This window comes from Bradyrhizobium sp. KBS0727, assembly GCF_005937885.2.
Taxonomy (GTDB): Bacteria; Pseudomonadota; Alphaproteobacteria; order Rhizobiales; family Xanthobacteraceae; genus Bradyrhizobium.
In genome coordinates, this window is the sequence record NZ_CP042176.1 from 5,016,991 (window position 1) to 5,032,621 (window position 15,631).

A 15,631-nucleotide genomic window follows, 5' to 3' on the forward strand; every position below is an offset into this window, starting at 1 on the left:
TTCAGCGCCGGCTTGTTGAAGGAAATTTCGCAAGAGGACGACAAACTGATCCTTTGGATAGTCCTGGTCATCTCAGATCTCCATAACAGGCGGCCGCAGGCCTCTCTCGGCCTTCGGCTCGTCACAGAAACCCGTTTGCCCTCTCACTCTCTCTGCAAGCACCGGATCCACATCGCACCCGTCGTGATCGGCAGCCAAGGTCGTCGAGCCCGCCGCGAGATCGGGTAGAAATCCAAGGAGAAAGTTGGCGGCCCGGCTGGCTTGCGAAGCGGCCCGCACGATCGCGCGATTATCCTCGCGCAGCACCTCGAGCCATGAGCCGATATAGTCCGCGTGCCGCACCGTGGGCAAAATGCCGAGCGACGCACAGCAAAACGCGGCCGAAATCTCGGCGATGATCTCCTCGAAGGCGTATTTTGGAGTACCGTAAGCGCCCGACAAATCCCGGTTGAGCCGAGACGAATGCCCGCTGGCATGCGCCAGTTCATGCAGAGCGGTCCGGTGCCAATTGATCGGCTCGAAGAAAGCAGCTGGAGGCGGCAACTGAACGTAGTCTTCAGGCGGACAGTAGAAGGCACGGTCGCCGCCGATGCGGAAGTCGATGCCGGTCGCACGGATCAGCGCTTCGACCTGCGGCTCGACTGCATAAGGCGGAGGCGCAATGCTCGAGAGGTTACTGGGCAGGCCGTCACACTGATCGGTGTTGAAGATCGTAAAGCGCTTAAGGAATGGAAGCGCTTGAGCTTCTTCACCCAGCAATCTCGCCCGCTTCAACTCTTCGGCGGGCACGAAGCGGTCAGCATAGACAATGGACGTACCGCGTTCACCTTTGCGGACGCAGCCACCGAGCAACAATGCCTGACGGAAGGTGAGCCAGCTCTGGCCTGAAAACCCCCGTTCCGCCACAGCGCCCCAAAGAATCAGGACGTTGATACCATTATATCGCCGACGCGACGCAGCGTTATGAGGCATCGCAAACGGCGCGTTGGCCGCAGCCGTTCTCCAGGGCCGGACCCAGGGCACGCGCCCAACCTCCAGTTCGGCAATAATTTTACGGGTGACGTCGTCATAGAAACTAGTCCGGTCGGTGCCGGTCCGGGCCTTCAAAGCATGTCTGGGCATCGCGGTTCTCCGCGACGGGCGCCGCAAGCCTCTCTCGCGGCCATGAACCCGTCACGGCTAACCCGGCCGTCCCTCTTACTCTTCCATCGCGCCGCGGGAACCAAGGCAGCCGCCGGGTCGATCCGCTCATCAATGCCCCCAGAAATCCCTCTCTGAGAGCCACCAAACACAAAGACGACGGGACAAGCGGTTTGCGTCGGACAAGTCGAGACATACGCCGGCCGCGATACCAAAGAGGCAGTCGCTGGAACCTCCTTGCAGCATCGCATTCAAGCGGGTCCAGGATCCGACTGCGGTTGCGACCGGCCAACAACACTACAGGAGGGCTGCCTGCCATTCCGACAAGGAGAACACCTATCGCGGTCTCGATGTAAGGCGAGCAACAGATCTGTCGGATTGATCGTTGATAGTCTTCCAAGAGCAGATGACTCTCCCCCAGCGGGCAGACATGAGCGCTTAGAAATGTACCCGCGATCTAGTCCCTGCCCCTTTGCGATCGACGGTCCTGTCAATGGTGACCCTCGGTCGTCCAAAGTGGACCGAGCGATATATTGATCAGCATTGTGCTTCGCCCATCGCAAAGCTGGTGCCACTGAAGTCGGCGTTAGCCGTCGGTGCGACCGTGCGGGTGAGCCGCGACCGCCCCTCTTTGTACCCATCCTATTTGCACTCCAGATCACGCGATTTCCGCCCCGGCTTCTGGGAGCCTAAATTTCGCGGAGGTCTTCTCGCTCTCTAGGTCGGAAGGGCCGATTGGCTAAAGCGGCAAACACGCATGCAAGCAAGAACTGCGGCAGAGAGAGCGAACCAAATGCCTGGGCTCGTTCTTCTACGACCGCGCACCGGCGACTATGCGCAAAAAGAATATGCGATTTCGTCGGTGATACGAATGAGACAACTGATCCATTGACGCACGAGCCGACCCTCATGACACGTCGCCTCGCCCTTCCGGCCCGCTATCCACCGACCGGTACGTGGCCTGCGCTCATGCGCGCCGATATGGCCGCAGCCTACCTGGATTACCGCGATACAGCTGAACTCGCGCGCGCTGTGGGCCGCGGGGAAGCACCACCGCCAATCGGCTATCACGGCGTTGGGCGCGCCAGAGAGCCGGTCTGGTCGAAGGCAACGATCGATAAACTAACAGCGCGAGCCTTGGCTGCGAGTCCTGACCATCCAGAAGGACAAGACTTAGCCACGCTCGTATAAAGCGACCTCCACCACAATGAAGCTTCCCCGCTACTGCCGACGCAAGCCATTAAGGGGTGGTCAATGGGCATACTTCTTTGAGCCGCCCAGTTGGGCACGCAAGCAGGGCTGCCACGTCCAGGCCGCGGCGCTCGGACAGGAACATGCGGCCGCCGTAGATCGAGCCAATAATGTGCTCCTACCCGCCTTTGACAGCTGGCGTTCAAGAGGACTGACCGACATGATCCCGGCCTCTCCAGTTCCTGGAAGTTTTGATTGGCTGGTCAGCATCTTCAAAACGAATCGCAAATGGGGCGAAATTGACCATAACACCCAGCGCTTTTACGAACGAGGGCTCGCGCTCTTTGCCAACCAAAAGCTGAAAGATGGCAGCCGTGCCGGCTCGAAGCAGATTTCTGACTTCACAAAACGATTTGTCGACGCGATTTACGCCAAGCTGCTCGTTGTGAAGGACCAAGACGCGGACGGCAACATCGTGACGCGTGAACGTCGCCGTGCTGCAAATGCATCCATGACCGCTTGCCGGCGAGCCTGGTTTGTTGGTCAACGCGCTCAGGAAGAGGAAGTACCGACAGTCAATCCATTCTCACGCATGGGCCTTAAAACACGCCCTCGTGGCCGGCCAGTACGTGAGACACCGACGGCAACTTGGGATGAACTCGTTGCGTTTAGATTGGCCGCCAACAGGCTCGGATATCGCTCGGTCGCGACGGCTGCGTTGTTGACCTGGGAATGGTTGCAGCGGCAAGAGCACGTGTTTGGAGCTTTTGAAGTCTCGCACTATCGGCCTAAAGAGCGGCCGAACAGCGTGAAAATCGTGCATCCGAAGAATGGCGAAGAAGCCTGGTGGCCCCTGTTTGATGAAACCGGCGAACCCCTTTTCCCCGAATTAATGGCGGAGCTCGATGCCATCAAGGCAACGACGGCTTCGGGCTTGGTCTTTCGGCGCGATCACGAGCATCGCAGGTCACGCGATCAACTTCCTTGGATCACGGAACGCAAGGACCTTCGTTACCTGCGGAGGGTCGTAAAAAAGATAGTCGTGTCAGCTCAGCTACGAGGCGAACTCTCGTTTACTTCCTTCCGTCATGGCGGCTTTACTGAAGGCGCGGATAGCGACCTTACAGATGCCGAATTGCGCACGGCGGCTCGCCATCGTTCCTCACATCAACTGCCAACCTATGCCAAACGCACGCGCAAGCAATTGATTGCTGGCTCCAAGAAGCGTCGTGAAGAGCGAACAAAAGCGACTCATTGTCGTACCTTGGAACGACCGCCCAACGTGACCTAAATGATTGATTCACCTGGCGGGCCTGAAAGGCTCAGCTACGAACTGCTGGTTACACAGGCTATTTGCCCGGCCACGACGGCTTTCGCTTTTCGCTGAATGCTTTTAAGCCTTCCTTGGCGTCTTCCGTCATCGCCAGCAACGCGATCTGGCTTTCGGTATAGGCGATGCTTTCGTCGAACGACATCGAGGCGATGGCCCGCATGGCGTATTTGCCGCGGCGGATCGCGGTCGGCGACTTGTCGACGATGCGGCCGATCAGCCAGTCGACCTTGGCGTCGAGCTCGGCCGCGGGCACCACATAGTTCAGGAGTCCGGCAGCCTGGGCTGCATGGGCGTCGAACGGCTCGCCGGTCAGCGACCATTCGTTGACGAGACGTTTTGGCGCGATCGTCTGCAACAGGCTGAGAACCTGCATCGGGAACACGCCGACCTTGACCTCGGGTAGTCCAAAGATGACGTGATCGGCTGATACCGCCATGTCGGTCATGCACAGCAGGCCCATACCGCCGGCCATGCAGACGCCGCCGACGCGCGCGATCGCCGGCTTGGTGGCATTCTGCGACAGCCGCAACAGATCCGCGTAGTCGACATTCGGCCGGGAAAAATCCATTGCAAAAGCGGCGCCGCTGTTCTGCAGGTCGGCGCCGGCGCAAAACGCCTTGTCGCCCGCCCCCGTCAGCACGATGACGCGGACCTCCTTGTCGTCATGGGCGTCGCGATAACCGCGGGCGATGCCGGCGACGACGTCGGCATTGATGGCGTTGCGCTTGTCGGGCCGGTTGATGGTTATCCAGAGCGCCTGCCCGCGCTTCTCGCGTATCACGCTGTTCGTATCGGTCATTGTCCCACTCACTTGTTCGCTATTGGTTGGCGAACATTTGCGGCAGGATGGCGGTGGACTGCAAGCGGGATTTATCCCGCGAGCGCGGCCTTCTTCACCCAAACCTTGTTGTCGTGGAACGCCGCCCCGCCGACCGGTGCCACTTCCTCGGCCCCGGTCAGCATATTGATGCCGCGGCCGCCGATATGGGCCTTGTTGGGCTGAATGGATTCGGCGATCAGTACGCCGCGGCGCACGCCGTCGAACAATTTGGCGGTCAGCGTCGTTTCGCCGCGCGTGTTGCCGAGCGTCACGGCCTCGCCATCGGCGATCCCGAGCGCTGCAGCATCCGCGGGATGAATCATCACCGACGGGTTCCCCTCACGCGCGATCGACGACGGCGTTTCATTGAAACTGGTGTTGAGGAAGCTGCGCGACGGGCTGGTCGCGAGCCGGAACGGATGCGCCTCGTCCGCCTCCTCGATGATCCTCCAGTGGTCCGGCAGCGCGGGCATTTCCGCCCAGGGGCCCATGCCGGGCATACCGAAGGGCGGATGCGCCCAGTCGGCCTTGAAGTGGAATTTTTTGTCGGCATGCGCGAAGCCGTCGAGATAATGCGAGGTGCGAAAATCCGGCTGGATGTCGCGCCACAAATCCTTCTCCAGGCTTTCGATATCGCCGTGGCCGCTCTGCTTCAGCGTCGCGTCGATCAGTTCGCGCGGCGTCATCTCGAAGCCGGGATGCACCGCCTTGAGGCGGCGACCGAGACCTTGCAAAACCTCGTGGTTGGAGCGGCACTCGCCGGGCGGATCGATCAGCTTGGCGCCGACCGAAATATGCTGATGGCCGCCGCCGTAATAGAGATCGTCGTGCTCCATGAACATGGTGGCGGGCAGCACGATGTCGGCCATTTGGGCGGTCTCGGTCATGAACTGCTCGTGCACCACCATGAACAGGTCCTCGCGCGCAAAGCCCTGGCGTACCAGCGCCTGCTCCGGCGCCACCGTCATCGGGTTGGTGTTCTGGATCAGCATCGCCTTGACCGGCGGGCCATTTTTCAACGCCACGGCATCGCCGGTCAGGATGCGTCCGATCCTGGACTGGTCGAGCACCCGGACGGAGCTGTCGCGCGCGTCATGACCCTCGATGATGGACTCGTTGAACTTCCAGATCGCGAAATTGTTGAAGAACGCGCCGCCGCCCTCGTACTGCCAGGCACCGGTCACCGCCGGGATGCACAGCGCAGCGTGCATCTGCGCGGCGCCATTGCGGCTGCGGGTAAAGCCATAGCCGAGGCGGAAGAACGTACGCTGGGTCTGGCCGACCGCGCGCGCAAACGCCTCGATCTCCTCGACCGGCACGCCCGAGATCGCCGACGCCCATTCCGGCGTGCGGGTCGCCAGATGCGCCTCCAGTTCGTCGGGACAGTCGGTATACTCTGCGAGATAGGCCCGGTCGGCATAGCCCTCGCGGAACAGCACATGCATGACGGCGCAGGCGAAGGCGCCGTCGGTACCGGGCTTGAGCAGGATCTTGATATCGGCCTGCTTCATGGTTTCGTTGTTATAGACGTCGATCGCCGCGATCTTCGCGCCGCGCTCCTTGCGGGCGCGCATCGCATGCGTCATCACGTTGACCTGGGTGTTGACGGGATTGGTGCCCCAGATCACGATCAGGTCGGAGACACCCATCTCGCGCGGATCGACGCCGGCGATCTTGCCGGTGCCGATGGCAAATCCGACGCGCGCAATGTTGGCGCAGATGGTAGAGTAGAAGCGCGAATATTTCTTCACGTTGGCGAGGCGGTTGATGCCGTCGCGCATCACCAGTCCCATGGTGCCGGCGTAATAATACGGCCAGACCGATTCAGCGCCGAATTCGCGCTCGGCGGAATCGAAGCGGGCGGCGATTTCGTCCAGCGCCTCGTCCCAGGAAATTCGCGCGAACTGGCCCGAGCCCTTCGGTCCGGTGCGGCGCATCGGATAGAGCAGCCGGTCGGGATGATGAATGCGCTCGGCATAGCGCGCGACCTTGGCGCAGACCACGCCCGCGGTATAGGTCTGCTGCTTGGAGCCCCGCACCCGGCCAATGCTGCGGCCTTCGATCACCTCGATGTCGAGCGCGCAGGCCGACGGGCAATCGTGCGGACAGGTGGAATGGCGGATGTCGACCTTGGCGTGCTGGTTCATGTCACCATAGGTAACATCAAATGTTTCGGCCGCCGAAGGACTTTCTCAAGGAAGATTAAAAATCCTTCCGTATCAATATGTTAGACAAGTTTTGAGCCCCAAAATGATGCATTGAAACACAACGGGTATTTTCACGATTGGCAAACCTTCGCACGCTCAGTCGATCCAATCCATCATGGGGAAGTTTGAGCTAGGTCCAGCCAATGAAGGCCAACGAAATCTAAGTCGCACATCCCAACGGCAGCTTTGCGCCGATACTGTTCTCTAATTCCGGGTCTGGGTGTCAAGCTCTCTAGCGATCATCCTTGCCGGGCCCACTGTTCTCTCCGCGGTAGGGGTAAGCCCTCCGCATGATGGCGTAAGGTGACGCTGGCGGTTCAATGTTGAAATCGCGGTCGGCCTTTCGGATGCACGCAAAGAATCGGGCGAACTCACCATCGCCATCGTCCCGGCAGGGACGTCTTTTCCCGCCCGTTCGGCAGGATCTCGGTAATGCCTTCGCTAGGCAGCAATCTCCTTCGACCAGTTGAATTCGGTTCCATCGATCCACATGCGATGCAGAATGACCGCGAGCTTACGTGCGACTGCAACCTTAGCCTTGCGGAGCCCGTTGCGCTTGGCGAGCCTTACTCCCCAGGCCTTCACGGCGGACCACTTCGGGACGCGCGTCAGCAGAACCCCGGCTGCTTCAAACAGGTAACTTCGCAGCATGGCGTCACCGCATTTAGAGATTCGGCCCGACCAATCGACCTCCCCGGAGGCGTGGCGTCTACTGGTCAGCCCGACATAAGCACCGACGCTTCTCGACCGCGCAAAACGTGCCGGATCGTCAATCGTTGCCTTGAAGGCGAGCGCGGTGATCGGACCGATCCCAGGCACCGTCATGAACCGGCGGACCTGCGCATCATGGCGAGCCAGCTTCATAACCTTGCGGTCAAGTTCGCTGACCTGCTGCCCGACGGCATTGCGCGCTTCGAGCAGCGGTCTGATCGCAGCTATCAGCTCAGGACGGCCCTCGATCAACTCCTCGGCTCGCACGGCAAAGACATTGAACTTGGCACGGCCGATGACGAGACCGAGGTTCTTCAGAAGGCCGCGAACATGGTTCTCGAGATCACGCTTGATCTTGACCAGCAGCGCCCGGCTGGCCAGTAGCGCCCTGACCGAGTGGCTGTCGATATCCTTGACGTGCACCTCTTTGAACCAGCCGGTCTGCATGATGCGGGCGATCCCGATTGCATCGTTGCGGTCGCTTTTGTTGATCTGCATCTTGAGCACCGCCTTGGCATGGCGCGCGTCGATACAGATCACTGGGAGGCCAAGCTGCTTAAGCTCGGTCCATAGCCAGGTTGACGTCGGTCCGGTCTCGAGGCCGATGCGTACTGCATCCGGCGCCTTTGACCTCACGTAAACTGCGATCGCCTCAGGATCTGACTCGACCACGCCCTCTCGCACGACCGCCCCCGTCTGGTCCACCACGCAGATCGATGTCTGCTTCAACGATACGTCCAGTCCGACATAGTATTCCATTGCTGCCCTCCATCGTTGCGAGGCCACATGAGGCTGGCCTCATACGTTCCTGGAGAGCTGATTCCCTTGCCTTTGTCTGGCTCGATCCCGGAATTACCCCATGTTGAAAAAGTCGAAAGTTGCGTCAGTACGAATTTGTGATGCAATCCTAAAACGCGAAGCAATTGACGATTCGGGTATCTCCAGTCGCGCTACGGAAGTCGCCTATGAGTTTTGCGTCCTGCGATGAGGTCCCTCAAATCTCTACACGAAAACCGCGCCTGAACGACGCAGGCGCGACCGACTAGCCGGTAGTCGGCCATCGGTGTATAGGTATCTGCCATGAGTTGGGATGCAAAAGACCTCGCAACGCTGAAACAACTCTGGACCGCAGGACAGAGCGCCGCGCAAATCGCGCATCGCCTCGGATATAGCCGTAACGCTGTCTGCGCCAAGTTGCTGCGCATGGGTCTGAAGCGCGGTCACAAGCCGCCGACCGCCAATCCCAAGATCATAGCGAGGCCATCGTTGGCGGCATGTCACCGCCCGGTGGAAAAGGTGATGTCTTCACACAAGCCAAAGCCTAAGGAATTCACCAAGCGCCAGCTCTGCGAGATGCTGGCTGAGGCCGCCGCTAACACTGCGCGACTGCTTCGATGATGCCTTGCCTTGGGAGGAGCAAACAACATGACCCCACGCGTCCCCGAGGAATTTTCCACCAGGTTGATCGACTGGAGTCCCTTTGTGATCATGGGCAACACGATGCCGCCCCGAGATCATCCTGATGAAGACGACGAGGACGACGAGGATGAAGAGGAAGAGGACCGCGCCGACGAACCGCCGGTCGTGCGCGAGCCGGACGAAGACTAGAGCATGATTCCACACGCAAAAAGCCGCCAAGGTCTCCCTCGACGGCTCGTGCCGTTGCGTTTACGTAGAGGTACTGTGTCGAGCGGTACTCGAACGCAGCCCGTGCTCGCTCTTGTTTGGACGCACGCGACCTTCAATGAGGCGGTGGGTGCGTTGCCAGTGTGTCGGGCCAACGATCCCCGATCCTTATGACGTGTGACTGGGGGCGACGCTCTTCAAGCCAGCACTGCTGTCCCATTCGATGAAATGGCAAAGCGGGTTTTCAATTGAGCGCCCCGCGATCATGATCAGCGATCAAGATCACCAGCCGATCTGCCACGGCCTGCACGCGACCCTTGAATACCTTGTCCGGCCTGACATCGCCGCGCTCGACGGCCATTGCCAGGTCGCCGACAAGCCGCTCGATCTGATTGTTGCGCGGGGGACTGACAAGGAAGACCAGGCGGCGGCCTAAAACGCCCGTCATGCTCTTCGGGCCTGAATTATATTTCGGCTAGGCGGTTCCGGCGAATGATGGTTAGAATGTCGCTCCGGGGCTGAGAGTTCTCTGTTGTTTCGGAAACTATTTTGAGCCCGATCGGGCCGCTGTTGGCGGCCCTTTTCATGGCCGCACATCAACGGGCAAAGCTGCTTCATTTTAAAAGCGGCCGAAAACAATACCGCGCCGCGACAGCGTCGGCCTCTTTCATTCGTCGAAATCGTCGTCATCGTTCCTCGGCGCCATCGTGGTCGCATGCTGCAGAGAATGCGGCGTGTGATGGCGCGGTTCGCGCGGGGCCGGGCGCTCGGGCGGATCGCGGGCGATCTTCGACTGTAATTCCGCGAGGTCGGTGAAGACATCGGCCTGCCGCCGCAGTTCGTCGGCAATCATCGGCGGCTGGCTGGAAATGGTCGAGACCACGGTGACGAGGACGCCGCGGCGCTGCATCGCCTCTACCAGCGAGCGGAAGTTGCCGTCGCCGGAGAACAGCACCATCTGGTCGATGTGTTCGGCGAGTTCCATGGCGTCGACCGCAAGCTCGATGTCCATGTTACCCTTCACCTTGCGCCGGCCGCTAGCGTCGATGAATTCCTTGGTCGCCTTGGTGATGACGGTGTAGCCGTTGTAGTCCAGCCAGTCGATCAAGGGGCGGATCGACGAGAATTCCTGATCTTCGATGATTGCTGTGTAGTAGAACGCGCGCAACAGCGTTCCGCGACTTTGGAATTCCTTGAGCAGACGCTTGTAATCGATGTCGAAACCGAGCGCCTTGGATGTCGCGTAGAGATTGGCGCCATCGATGAACAATGCAATCTTGCTGGAGGAAGATGGCATACTGACCTTTTACAAGTAGATACCAGACAAGCCCCGCTAATTCAAACTCTGCTTGGATATTGGGAGAGACAAGAAAGTCGCGATTGAGGCGGTCTCTCAAGTGATGCTCGACAATCAAATCGCAAGTGAAGATTAAAGCATCCCAAATACGAACGAGCGAAGGCAAAAGCGCTCAAGCCCATTCTTCCGGGGTAACTCCAATTTGACCCCAGGCCCGGTTTCAAGATTGGAATCGGTCTACATCTAGATATTTTAAGTTTCAATTAGTCTTTGTATAAAGAAAAAGAGATGCTTGTATCTCGACGTCCATCAATACAAGTTCATCTGGTACATTTTGGCGCGCTTGCCGGTGCGATCCTGCCACCGCCGGATGGTGACGATTGCCACCAGCGCCGACCTTTCGATCGATACGGGGCGGACATCAGCAGCAGGAAGAGAGCCCTGTCAGCTTTGTATTTGGCAGCGGCTCGGCTGCTTTCCGAACCCAGCATGACGACATCCCCTTCGGTTGTGCACACGCGCCAGCTCCATGTTCGGCCGCGCCGATTCAAGACCACTTCAAAAACTTGAAATTGGTCAGACATCGCGATCGTGACTTCCGAAGCACTTACAAGGGTGTCTCGCTCGGGTCGTTTGGGACCCGAGTGATGCGAATGAAGGCAATATGTACTCTACAAAAGTTGCATGACGGCGATCTTGATGTAGCGCAAGCGGCCCTGCTCCCGGTCCTGCCTTCCGGCCCTGTGGCTTGTCCCGGCCCAAAGCCGTCCCAGTCGCCCAGAGCTGGCCGTCCAGCGCTGTTGGCCGGGCAAGGGGTCTTGTGACGTCGTAGACGAGGATGTACTCGAAATCGACTTGGTGAGAGCTAACATCGTCAAGGGGTTGGGCCAGACCAGCCCTGTTTTTCAGCTTCAGGCCGCTCTCGCCTTCGTCGCGGTAGGTGCAGACGATCGACAGATCGCGCAATTGCGCATAAGCCGCTATCGCAGCCGCCTGGTTTTCGATCGAGTAGCGCTGATAGTCCGTTGACATACGGACGTACTGCGCGGCGGGAAGGGCCTTTTGGGACGTTGGTAGTTGATTTTTTCGGACTACGAGCGCATTGGCCGCCATCGGTCTCGCTCCCGAGTGACGCAAAGGTGACGCGCTGGAGTTTTACTTGCCGAACCACCGGCCACGGTGACCGAATTGCGTTTGCCTACCCTTAGGAAATCTGAGCGACATTGCCCAAAATAATGCGATAGCTTTGCTCAATATTGGAGAGGCATCATGTCGGCCAACGCGATAGAAATTTTGATTACGAACGCAATTCACACGGCCTTTATCAAATACCCTGAGGGCGACGGCGGCCCGAACCTCGATTATGAGTGGATTGCGCCGGACCAAAGCACCCACATCGCCAAGGCCATCCCGCTGGATCTGGCGGCTAACGGATATCAGATCGTGAAGAAGGGCGGCACCTAAGTCGCTCGAAATCGACTGCGCTGACTACAGCGAGCCCGGTTCGCGACACGGTGCTCAGAAGTCGCGAATTCATAAACCATCAGCTTCTGTCAGCTTTGGTTTACCAGGCCCCTTAAGCTTTCACGGCGGAGCCCATGACATGGTGGCTCCCAGATCGGGGACGAACCTCGACAGGGAACGCGTCAGGGTCAGGCTGCCAAGCGGCCTGACCCGCCATCCTTCGGGGAATGCAATGGGTGCGAAGACAAGGCCACAAAAGGCGAAGCGCAAGAAATCCAGGAACAGCCCGGCGCCGGCCCACGCAGCATCAATGGCATCGGTGGCAACGCAAAATCTGATCAATATGGTCGCGGTCAGTGCAACCTCGGGCGCGGTTCTGCTCGCCCTTCTGGCCACAAGGCATTTTTAGGCCGGGCGGATTCGCGGATGCGTTGTTATGGAAGAAGTCGGCCAATGGGCTGCAAAACCGCTGGCGGTCGGGCCTGCCCGCCAGCGGCCAAAACTTCTTAAGATTTCCTTTAGTCCTAGGCATGATCATCGATGACCGCAGAGGGTCACGATCATGCAGGTCCAGCCATCGAACAGTATTGAACATATCGGTTCGCTTGAAGAAGAGACGAGCTGTCAACCACCGTCACCCCCCGCGGACGCGGATTTGTCGGACTACCTCAGTCCTATTCGGGCGGACGCGTTGCACCTTTTGAGGCCCAATGCCGGCCCGGTATACGTTCTTTGCTCTGCGGTTGCGGGCGCGCTTGCGCTGGGGTTTGGACTGGGATGGGCGAGCGGCTCGACTTGGTATGGCACGCCAACCGTCATCGCCTCTATAGCACAACCAAATACGTCTCCCCCTCGAACCGAAATGAAGTCAGCTCCCAAGTCTGAAAGCGCTCGAAAGCAGGCGGCGCTTGGTACGGCGTCCAATAGTTCGACCAAGGCTCCAAATTTATCGACAGGCTCCATGCTCCGCACTGATGGACAGGCTTCCAGAACGGCCGCTACGTCTCTTCCACTAGATCTGCCCACCGGCTCGATTTCCCCCCGCGAACCACTTTACCCGGCACCGGAGACGCGCCCGGCTACGATTGCGGGCTGGACAGTTCGCGACGTTCGAGGTGGAACAGCCATCCTCGAGGGACCGGATGGAATCCGGTCAGCAATGGTTGGTGACACCGTGCCGGGTGTTGGCCAAATTGAATCGATCGTGCGCTGGGGCAACCGCTGGATCGTCGCCACGGCCAATGGGCTGATCGCCACACCCTAGCCATACAGGCCAAATGTATTCCATTAACCTTGCTCAAAAGCCTTACGCGAGTGCATGATATTCTTAGCCCCATCGCCGCGAAGCTGCCTCACTGCATTGGAGAATTCATCAACTGGCGCTAGTCCTATGCGGGAGGACATCATGCTGAGAATGATTTTGTTAGGCATGCTGATCCCGTTGAGTGTAGGAGTCCTGGCGGCAATGGAACTCAGAACTCCGCCGCGCCGTGGAGCGGCGGTCAGTGAGCCCGGTATCGAGACAGTCGCCATTCCCGATTCACTTGGGGCGCTGGCGAAGACTGATCGACTTAACGTTGCCTATGCGAGCACCGACACACCGGCACCGCCCCCTCAAGTCGATGACCGCATTTCTACATCGCAGACCGCCACTAGCAATGCTCCTAAGACTTTGAAGCCAATCAGTCGCCATCCACCTGTTCAAAAATTGACGAAAGTTCCTGCCGCTGCTCTACCCAAGCCGAGGCCAACAACCCCCAATATTGGGCGAGCTGCCATCACCGAACGTCAAAAGGTTGGCACCGACACCATACCTTGCCGGCTGAGTGCGTTTGGGGGTCTGCGTAAGGCCCTAGACTTGTCCGGCTGCGAGATTTGATTCGGCGAGCCGCGACGACAATGTCTCTTTTCTTTCTGGGCGCGAAGCACCAGCGGATCTCTGCGCTGGAACTGGATCGGAAGACGGAGGAGTACTTGCAACCAAACAACTCCTGTACCCGGAACATCTACGAACGCTCTGACAGGAGCAGTTTCCTGAAAGCAGGATAGCCTCGTTCCAATCTCCAACTTTGACACATTTAGCAGCGAAGCTTTCTGTCGAATCATCGAACGATGGTGCGATAAGATGCCCCAAAATGAGCCCAATACATCCACTCCTGAACTGGTCAAGGATGAAAAGCCGGTCGACGATTTCTTTGCGTCCAAACTCGCTGATCGAATCCGAATAGACAGTTGGCGCAGGAGACTGACTTACATTCGGCAAGAAATTCTCGACATCGCCGAGCAAGGCTCGCAACAAGGTTTTGTGGGCTTGAAACGGGAAACCGTGAAGCTCGCTAAATCAATTGAGCGATTAGAGGCCTTACTGGGCCTAAAAACGATTCAGTAAGGCGCTTATCGCACTTCTTCTGTTGTAGCGCCGACGAACCAGATTGGTCGAGCTTCATTCGGACGGTACGAACTCCCATTGCGCCGCAAGATCTCGGATCTGCTCGAACTTGAGGATCGTCGGCTCGTTCTACCGAGCCGACGAGAAAAGCGAAGCTTTAACCGGGATGAATCTCCCGAAGCCTTTGCGGACTACCGGGAATGTCGATGACCGAATTCTAAAAAGAGAGGTTACGGAACAAGTCGGCCAATGACCGACCACCCTCACCACAAGGCAAAACGCTCTCGGAACTTTTCGATCGCCGACCGTCAGACTTTTACAAATTAGCATATGTGTATTTCAAGCTTTACTGTACCCGCATCAGATGAGCGTCTGCGACGTAGCCGATGGTTTTCCCGTCCTTGGCAACCAACGTCCAGCCTTGCTCTGCTGTGACGAGTGACAGCAGCGTGCCGGCGGGCAACTGCTGAAGCTTCGCGCCTTGTCCAGCGAGCCTTTCGAACACATCCGTCGGCGCGATCACGACGTGGGTCGGCTTGGTCGGGATAGGTCCAGCTGATGACGTCTTGTCCGGGGTGGACTTTTCAGCGGATTTTCGAGGCCAGACCCTCGCGGCATAATTGCGCGCTCAGCGCCGCTGACCGACGCCCGATGAATTTCGACATCGGCTTGTGATGGCTCGCGCCAGGAGAACGAACCCAGCAACGGCAGAGAAAAGGCGGATTGCCGGAACAACGACTGGCGACGGGAGGCGTGGACCGATCAGAAGACCGAACAGGCTTCCGATCACGGTCGCGGCGACCAACGGCACCGTTTGTGGCGCTGTTGCGATGGCGCTCCATACAGTTCGGCCCAGTAGGCCAAGCGCTATGCAGTAGGCGGCGAGCGAACCGGCCATAATGAGACCGAGCGCCATCACCGGACCCGGGGTGGCCGTCCACGACGTCGCTATTCCTGACGTCGCCCCCATCCCCGCGATGGTCTTCCAGCCCTCGTATCTCTGCGATGTCCATCCAGGTAACGAACTGACAAGCAATATGAGGCCATCGCGGCCGTTACAAATGATTCAGAGAGGTAAGGGAACGTCACGACTCCAATCAAAATTCCGACCAAGGTAGCCCCGATCGATTGACCGATCACCGCCCCCCATTTTCCACCCGAAAGCCAGACATGCCGATGCATGACACCACGACATTGAGCGCAAGCAGCGTTGGCACGGCGGCTTTCGCTCCAGACGTAAAGACCAGCATGGGACCGGCTACGACACTGAAGCCGACACCAATCGCGACTTGAATCAAGGCGCCCGCAAACGTTGCCAGCAAGGTAGCGGTGTCTGTCACGAAATCATGTCCTATCACACAGGCCTCCAACGCGGGCCGGCGAACCGGCGTCGGGGCACGGGGCCGGCGACCGTCTGACTGTTCACCTGTTCGCACCCGTGATGTCGAATCCG

Annotated in this window: 16 protein-coding genes; 8 read left to right on the top strand and 8 right to left on the bottom strand. The window is 58.8% G+C overall.

Features of this window, described 5'->3' with window-relative positions; all coding sequences use genetic code 11:
• Positions 1-72: 72 nt before the first annotated feature.
• The gene (locus FFI89_RS23610; RefSeq protein ID WP_138830000.1) at positions 73-1,122 is read right to left on the bottom strand and encodes an ArdC family protein; all 1,050 of its coding nucleotides are present in this window, start codon (positions 1,120-1,122) and stop codon (positions 73-75) included.
• A 1,225-nt stretch (positions 1,123-2,347) separates the two neighbouring features.
• Between FFI89_RS23610 and FFI89_RS23615 the strand changes: the two genes are divergently transcribed.
• Positions 2,348-3,622, top strand: a complete 1,275-nt coding sequence (locus FFI89_RS23615; protein ID WP_138830001.1) for a hypothetical protein — start codon at positions 2,348-2,350, stop codon at positions 3,620-3,622.
• 58 nt (positions 3,623-3,680) lie between these two features.
• On the opposite strand, the gene FFI89_RS23620 is transcribed toward FFI89_RS23615, so the two are convergent.
• The 3 genes from FFI89_RS23620 to FFI89_RS23630 all read right to left on the bottom strand — a co-directional run bounded on the left by FFI89_RS23620 (position 3,681) and on the right by FFI89_RS23630 (position 8,161).
• The gene (locus FFI89_RS23620; RefSeq protein ID WP_138830002.1) at positions 3,681-4,463 is read right to left on the bottom strand and encodes an enoyl-CoA hydratase/isomerase family protein; all 783 of its coding nucleotides are present in this window, start codon (positions 4,461-4,463) and stop codon (positions 3,681-3,683) included.
• 71 nt (positions 4,464-4,534) lie between these two features.
• A complete protein-coding gene (locus tag FFI89_RS23625; protein WP_138830003.1) occupies positions 4,535-6,631 on the bottom strand; it encodes a molybdopterin-dependent oxidoreductase in 2,097 nt (698 codons plus the stop codon).
• Between the two features lie 501 nt (positions 6,632-7,132).
• The gene (locus FFI89_RS23630; protein WP_138830004.1) at positions 7,133-8,161 is read right to left on the bottom strand and encodes an IS110 family transposase; all 1,029 of its coding nucleotides are present in this window, start codon (positions 8,159-8,161) and stop codon (positions 7,133-7,135) included.
• A gap of 321 nt (positions 8,162-8,482) precedes the next feature.
• Between FFI89_RS23630 and FFI89_RS23635 the strand changes: the two genes are divergently transcribed.
• The 3 genes from FFI89_RS23635 to FFI89_RS34535 all read left to right on the top strand — a co-directional run bounded on the left by FFI89_RS23635 (position 8,483) and on the right by FFI89_RS34535 (position 9,464).
• A complete protein-coding gene (locus FFI89_RS23635) occupies positions 8,483-8,800 on the top strand; it encodes a GcrA family cell cycle regulator (RefSeq protein WP_138830005.1) in 318 nt (105 codons plus the stop codon).
• A gap of 27 nt (positions 8,801-8,827) precedes the next feature.
• The gene (locus FFI89_RS23640) at positions 8,828-9,010 is read left to right on the top strand and encodes a hypothetical protein (protein ID WP_138830006.1); all 183 of its coding nucleotides are present in this window, start codon (positions 8,828-8,830) and stop codon (positions 9,008-9,010) included.
• 283 nt (positions 9,011-9,293) lie between these two features.
• Entirely contained in the window at positions 9,294-9,464 is a 171-nt protein-coding gene (locus tag FFI89_RS34535) for a hypothetical protein (RefSeq protein WP_168213009.1), read from the top strand.
• Between the two features lie 231 nt (positions 9,465-9,695).
• Here the strand turns inward: FFI89_RS34535 and FFI89_RS23645 are convergent, their stop codons facing one another.
• On the bottom strand, positions 9,696-10,325 hold the full coding sequence (locus FFI89_RS23645; RefSeq protein ID WP_138830007.1) for an NYN domain-containing protein: 630 nt from the start codon (positions 10,323-10,325) through the stop codon (positions 9,696-9,698).
• 576 nt (positions 10,326-10,901) lie between these two features.
• Positions 10,902-11,438, bottom strand: a complete 537-nt coding sequence (locus FFI89_RS23655) for a recombinase family protein (RefSeq protein WP_138830009.1) — start codon at positions 11,436-11,438, stop codon at positions 10,902-10,904.
• A gap of 156 nt (positions 11,439-11,594) precedes the next feature.
• On the opposite strand from FFI89_RS23655, the gene FFI89_RS23660 reads away from it, so the two are divergent.
• From FFI89_RS23660 to FFI89_RS23670, 4 genes are all read left to right on the top strand, one after another.
• Complete coding sequence (locus FFI89_RS23660) at positions 11,595-11,789, top strand: hypothetical protein (RefSeq protein ID WP_138830010.1); 195 nt, start codon at positions 11,595-11,597, stop codon at positions 11,787-11,789.
• Between the two features lie 232 nt (positions 11,790-12,021).
• Complete coding sequence (locus FFI89_RS34540) at positions 12,022-12,198, top strand: hypothetical protein (RefSeq protein WP_168213010.1); 177 nt, start codon at positions 12,022-12,024, stop codon at positions 12,196-12,198.
• Positions 12,199-13,194: 996 nt separating this feature from the next.
• A complete protein-coding gene (locus tag FFI89_RS23665) occupies positions 13,195-13,668 on the top strand; it encodes a hypothetical protein (protein WP_138830011.1) in 474 nt (157 codons plus the stop codon).
• Between the two features lie 246 nt (positions 13,669-13,914).
• Positions 13,915-14,178: a hypothetical protein gene (locus tag FFI89_RS23670; protein ID WP_138830012.1), complete on the top strand. Its 264-nt coding sequence runs from the start codon at positions 13,915-13,917 to the stop codon at positions 14,176-14,178.
• A gap of 346 nt (positions 14,179-14,524) precedes the next feature.
• Here FFI89_RS23670 and FFI89_RS34545 read toward each other — a convergent pair whose 3' ends face one another.
• Positions 14,525-14,701 carry a hypothetical protein gene (locus FFI89_RS34545; protein ID WP_168213011.1) on the bottom strand — a complete coding sequence of 59 codons (177 nt, stop codon included), beginning with the start codon at positions 14,699-14,701 and terminating at the stop codon, positions 14,525-14,527.
• 613 nt (positions 14,702-15,314) lie between these two features.
• Positions 15,315-15,518 carry a hypothetical protein gene (locus tag FFI89_RS23675; protein WP_138830013.1) on the bottom strand — a complete coding sequence of 68 codons (204 nt, stop codon included), beginning with the start codon at positions 15,516-15,518 and terminating at the stop codon, positions 15,315-15,317.
• Positions 15,519-15,631 lie beyond the last annotated feature (113 nt).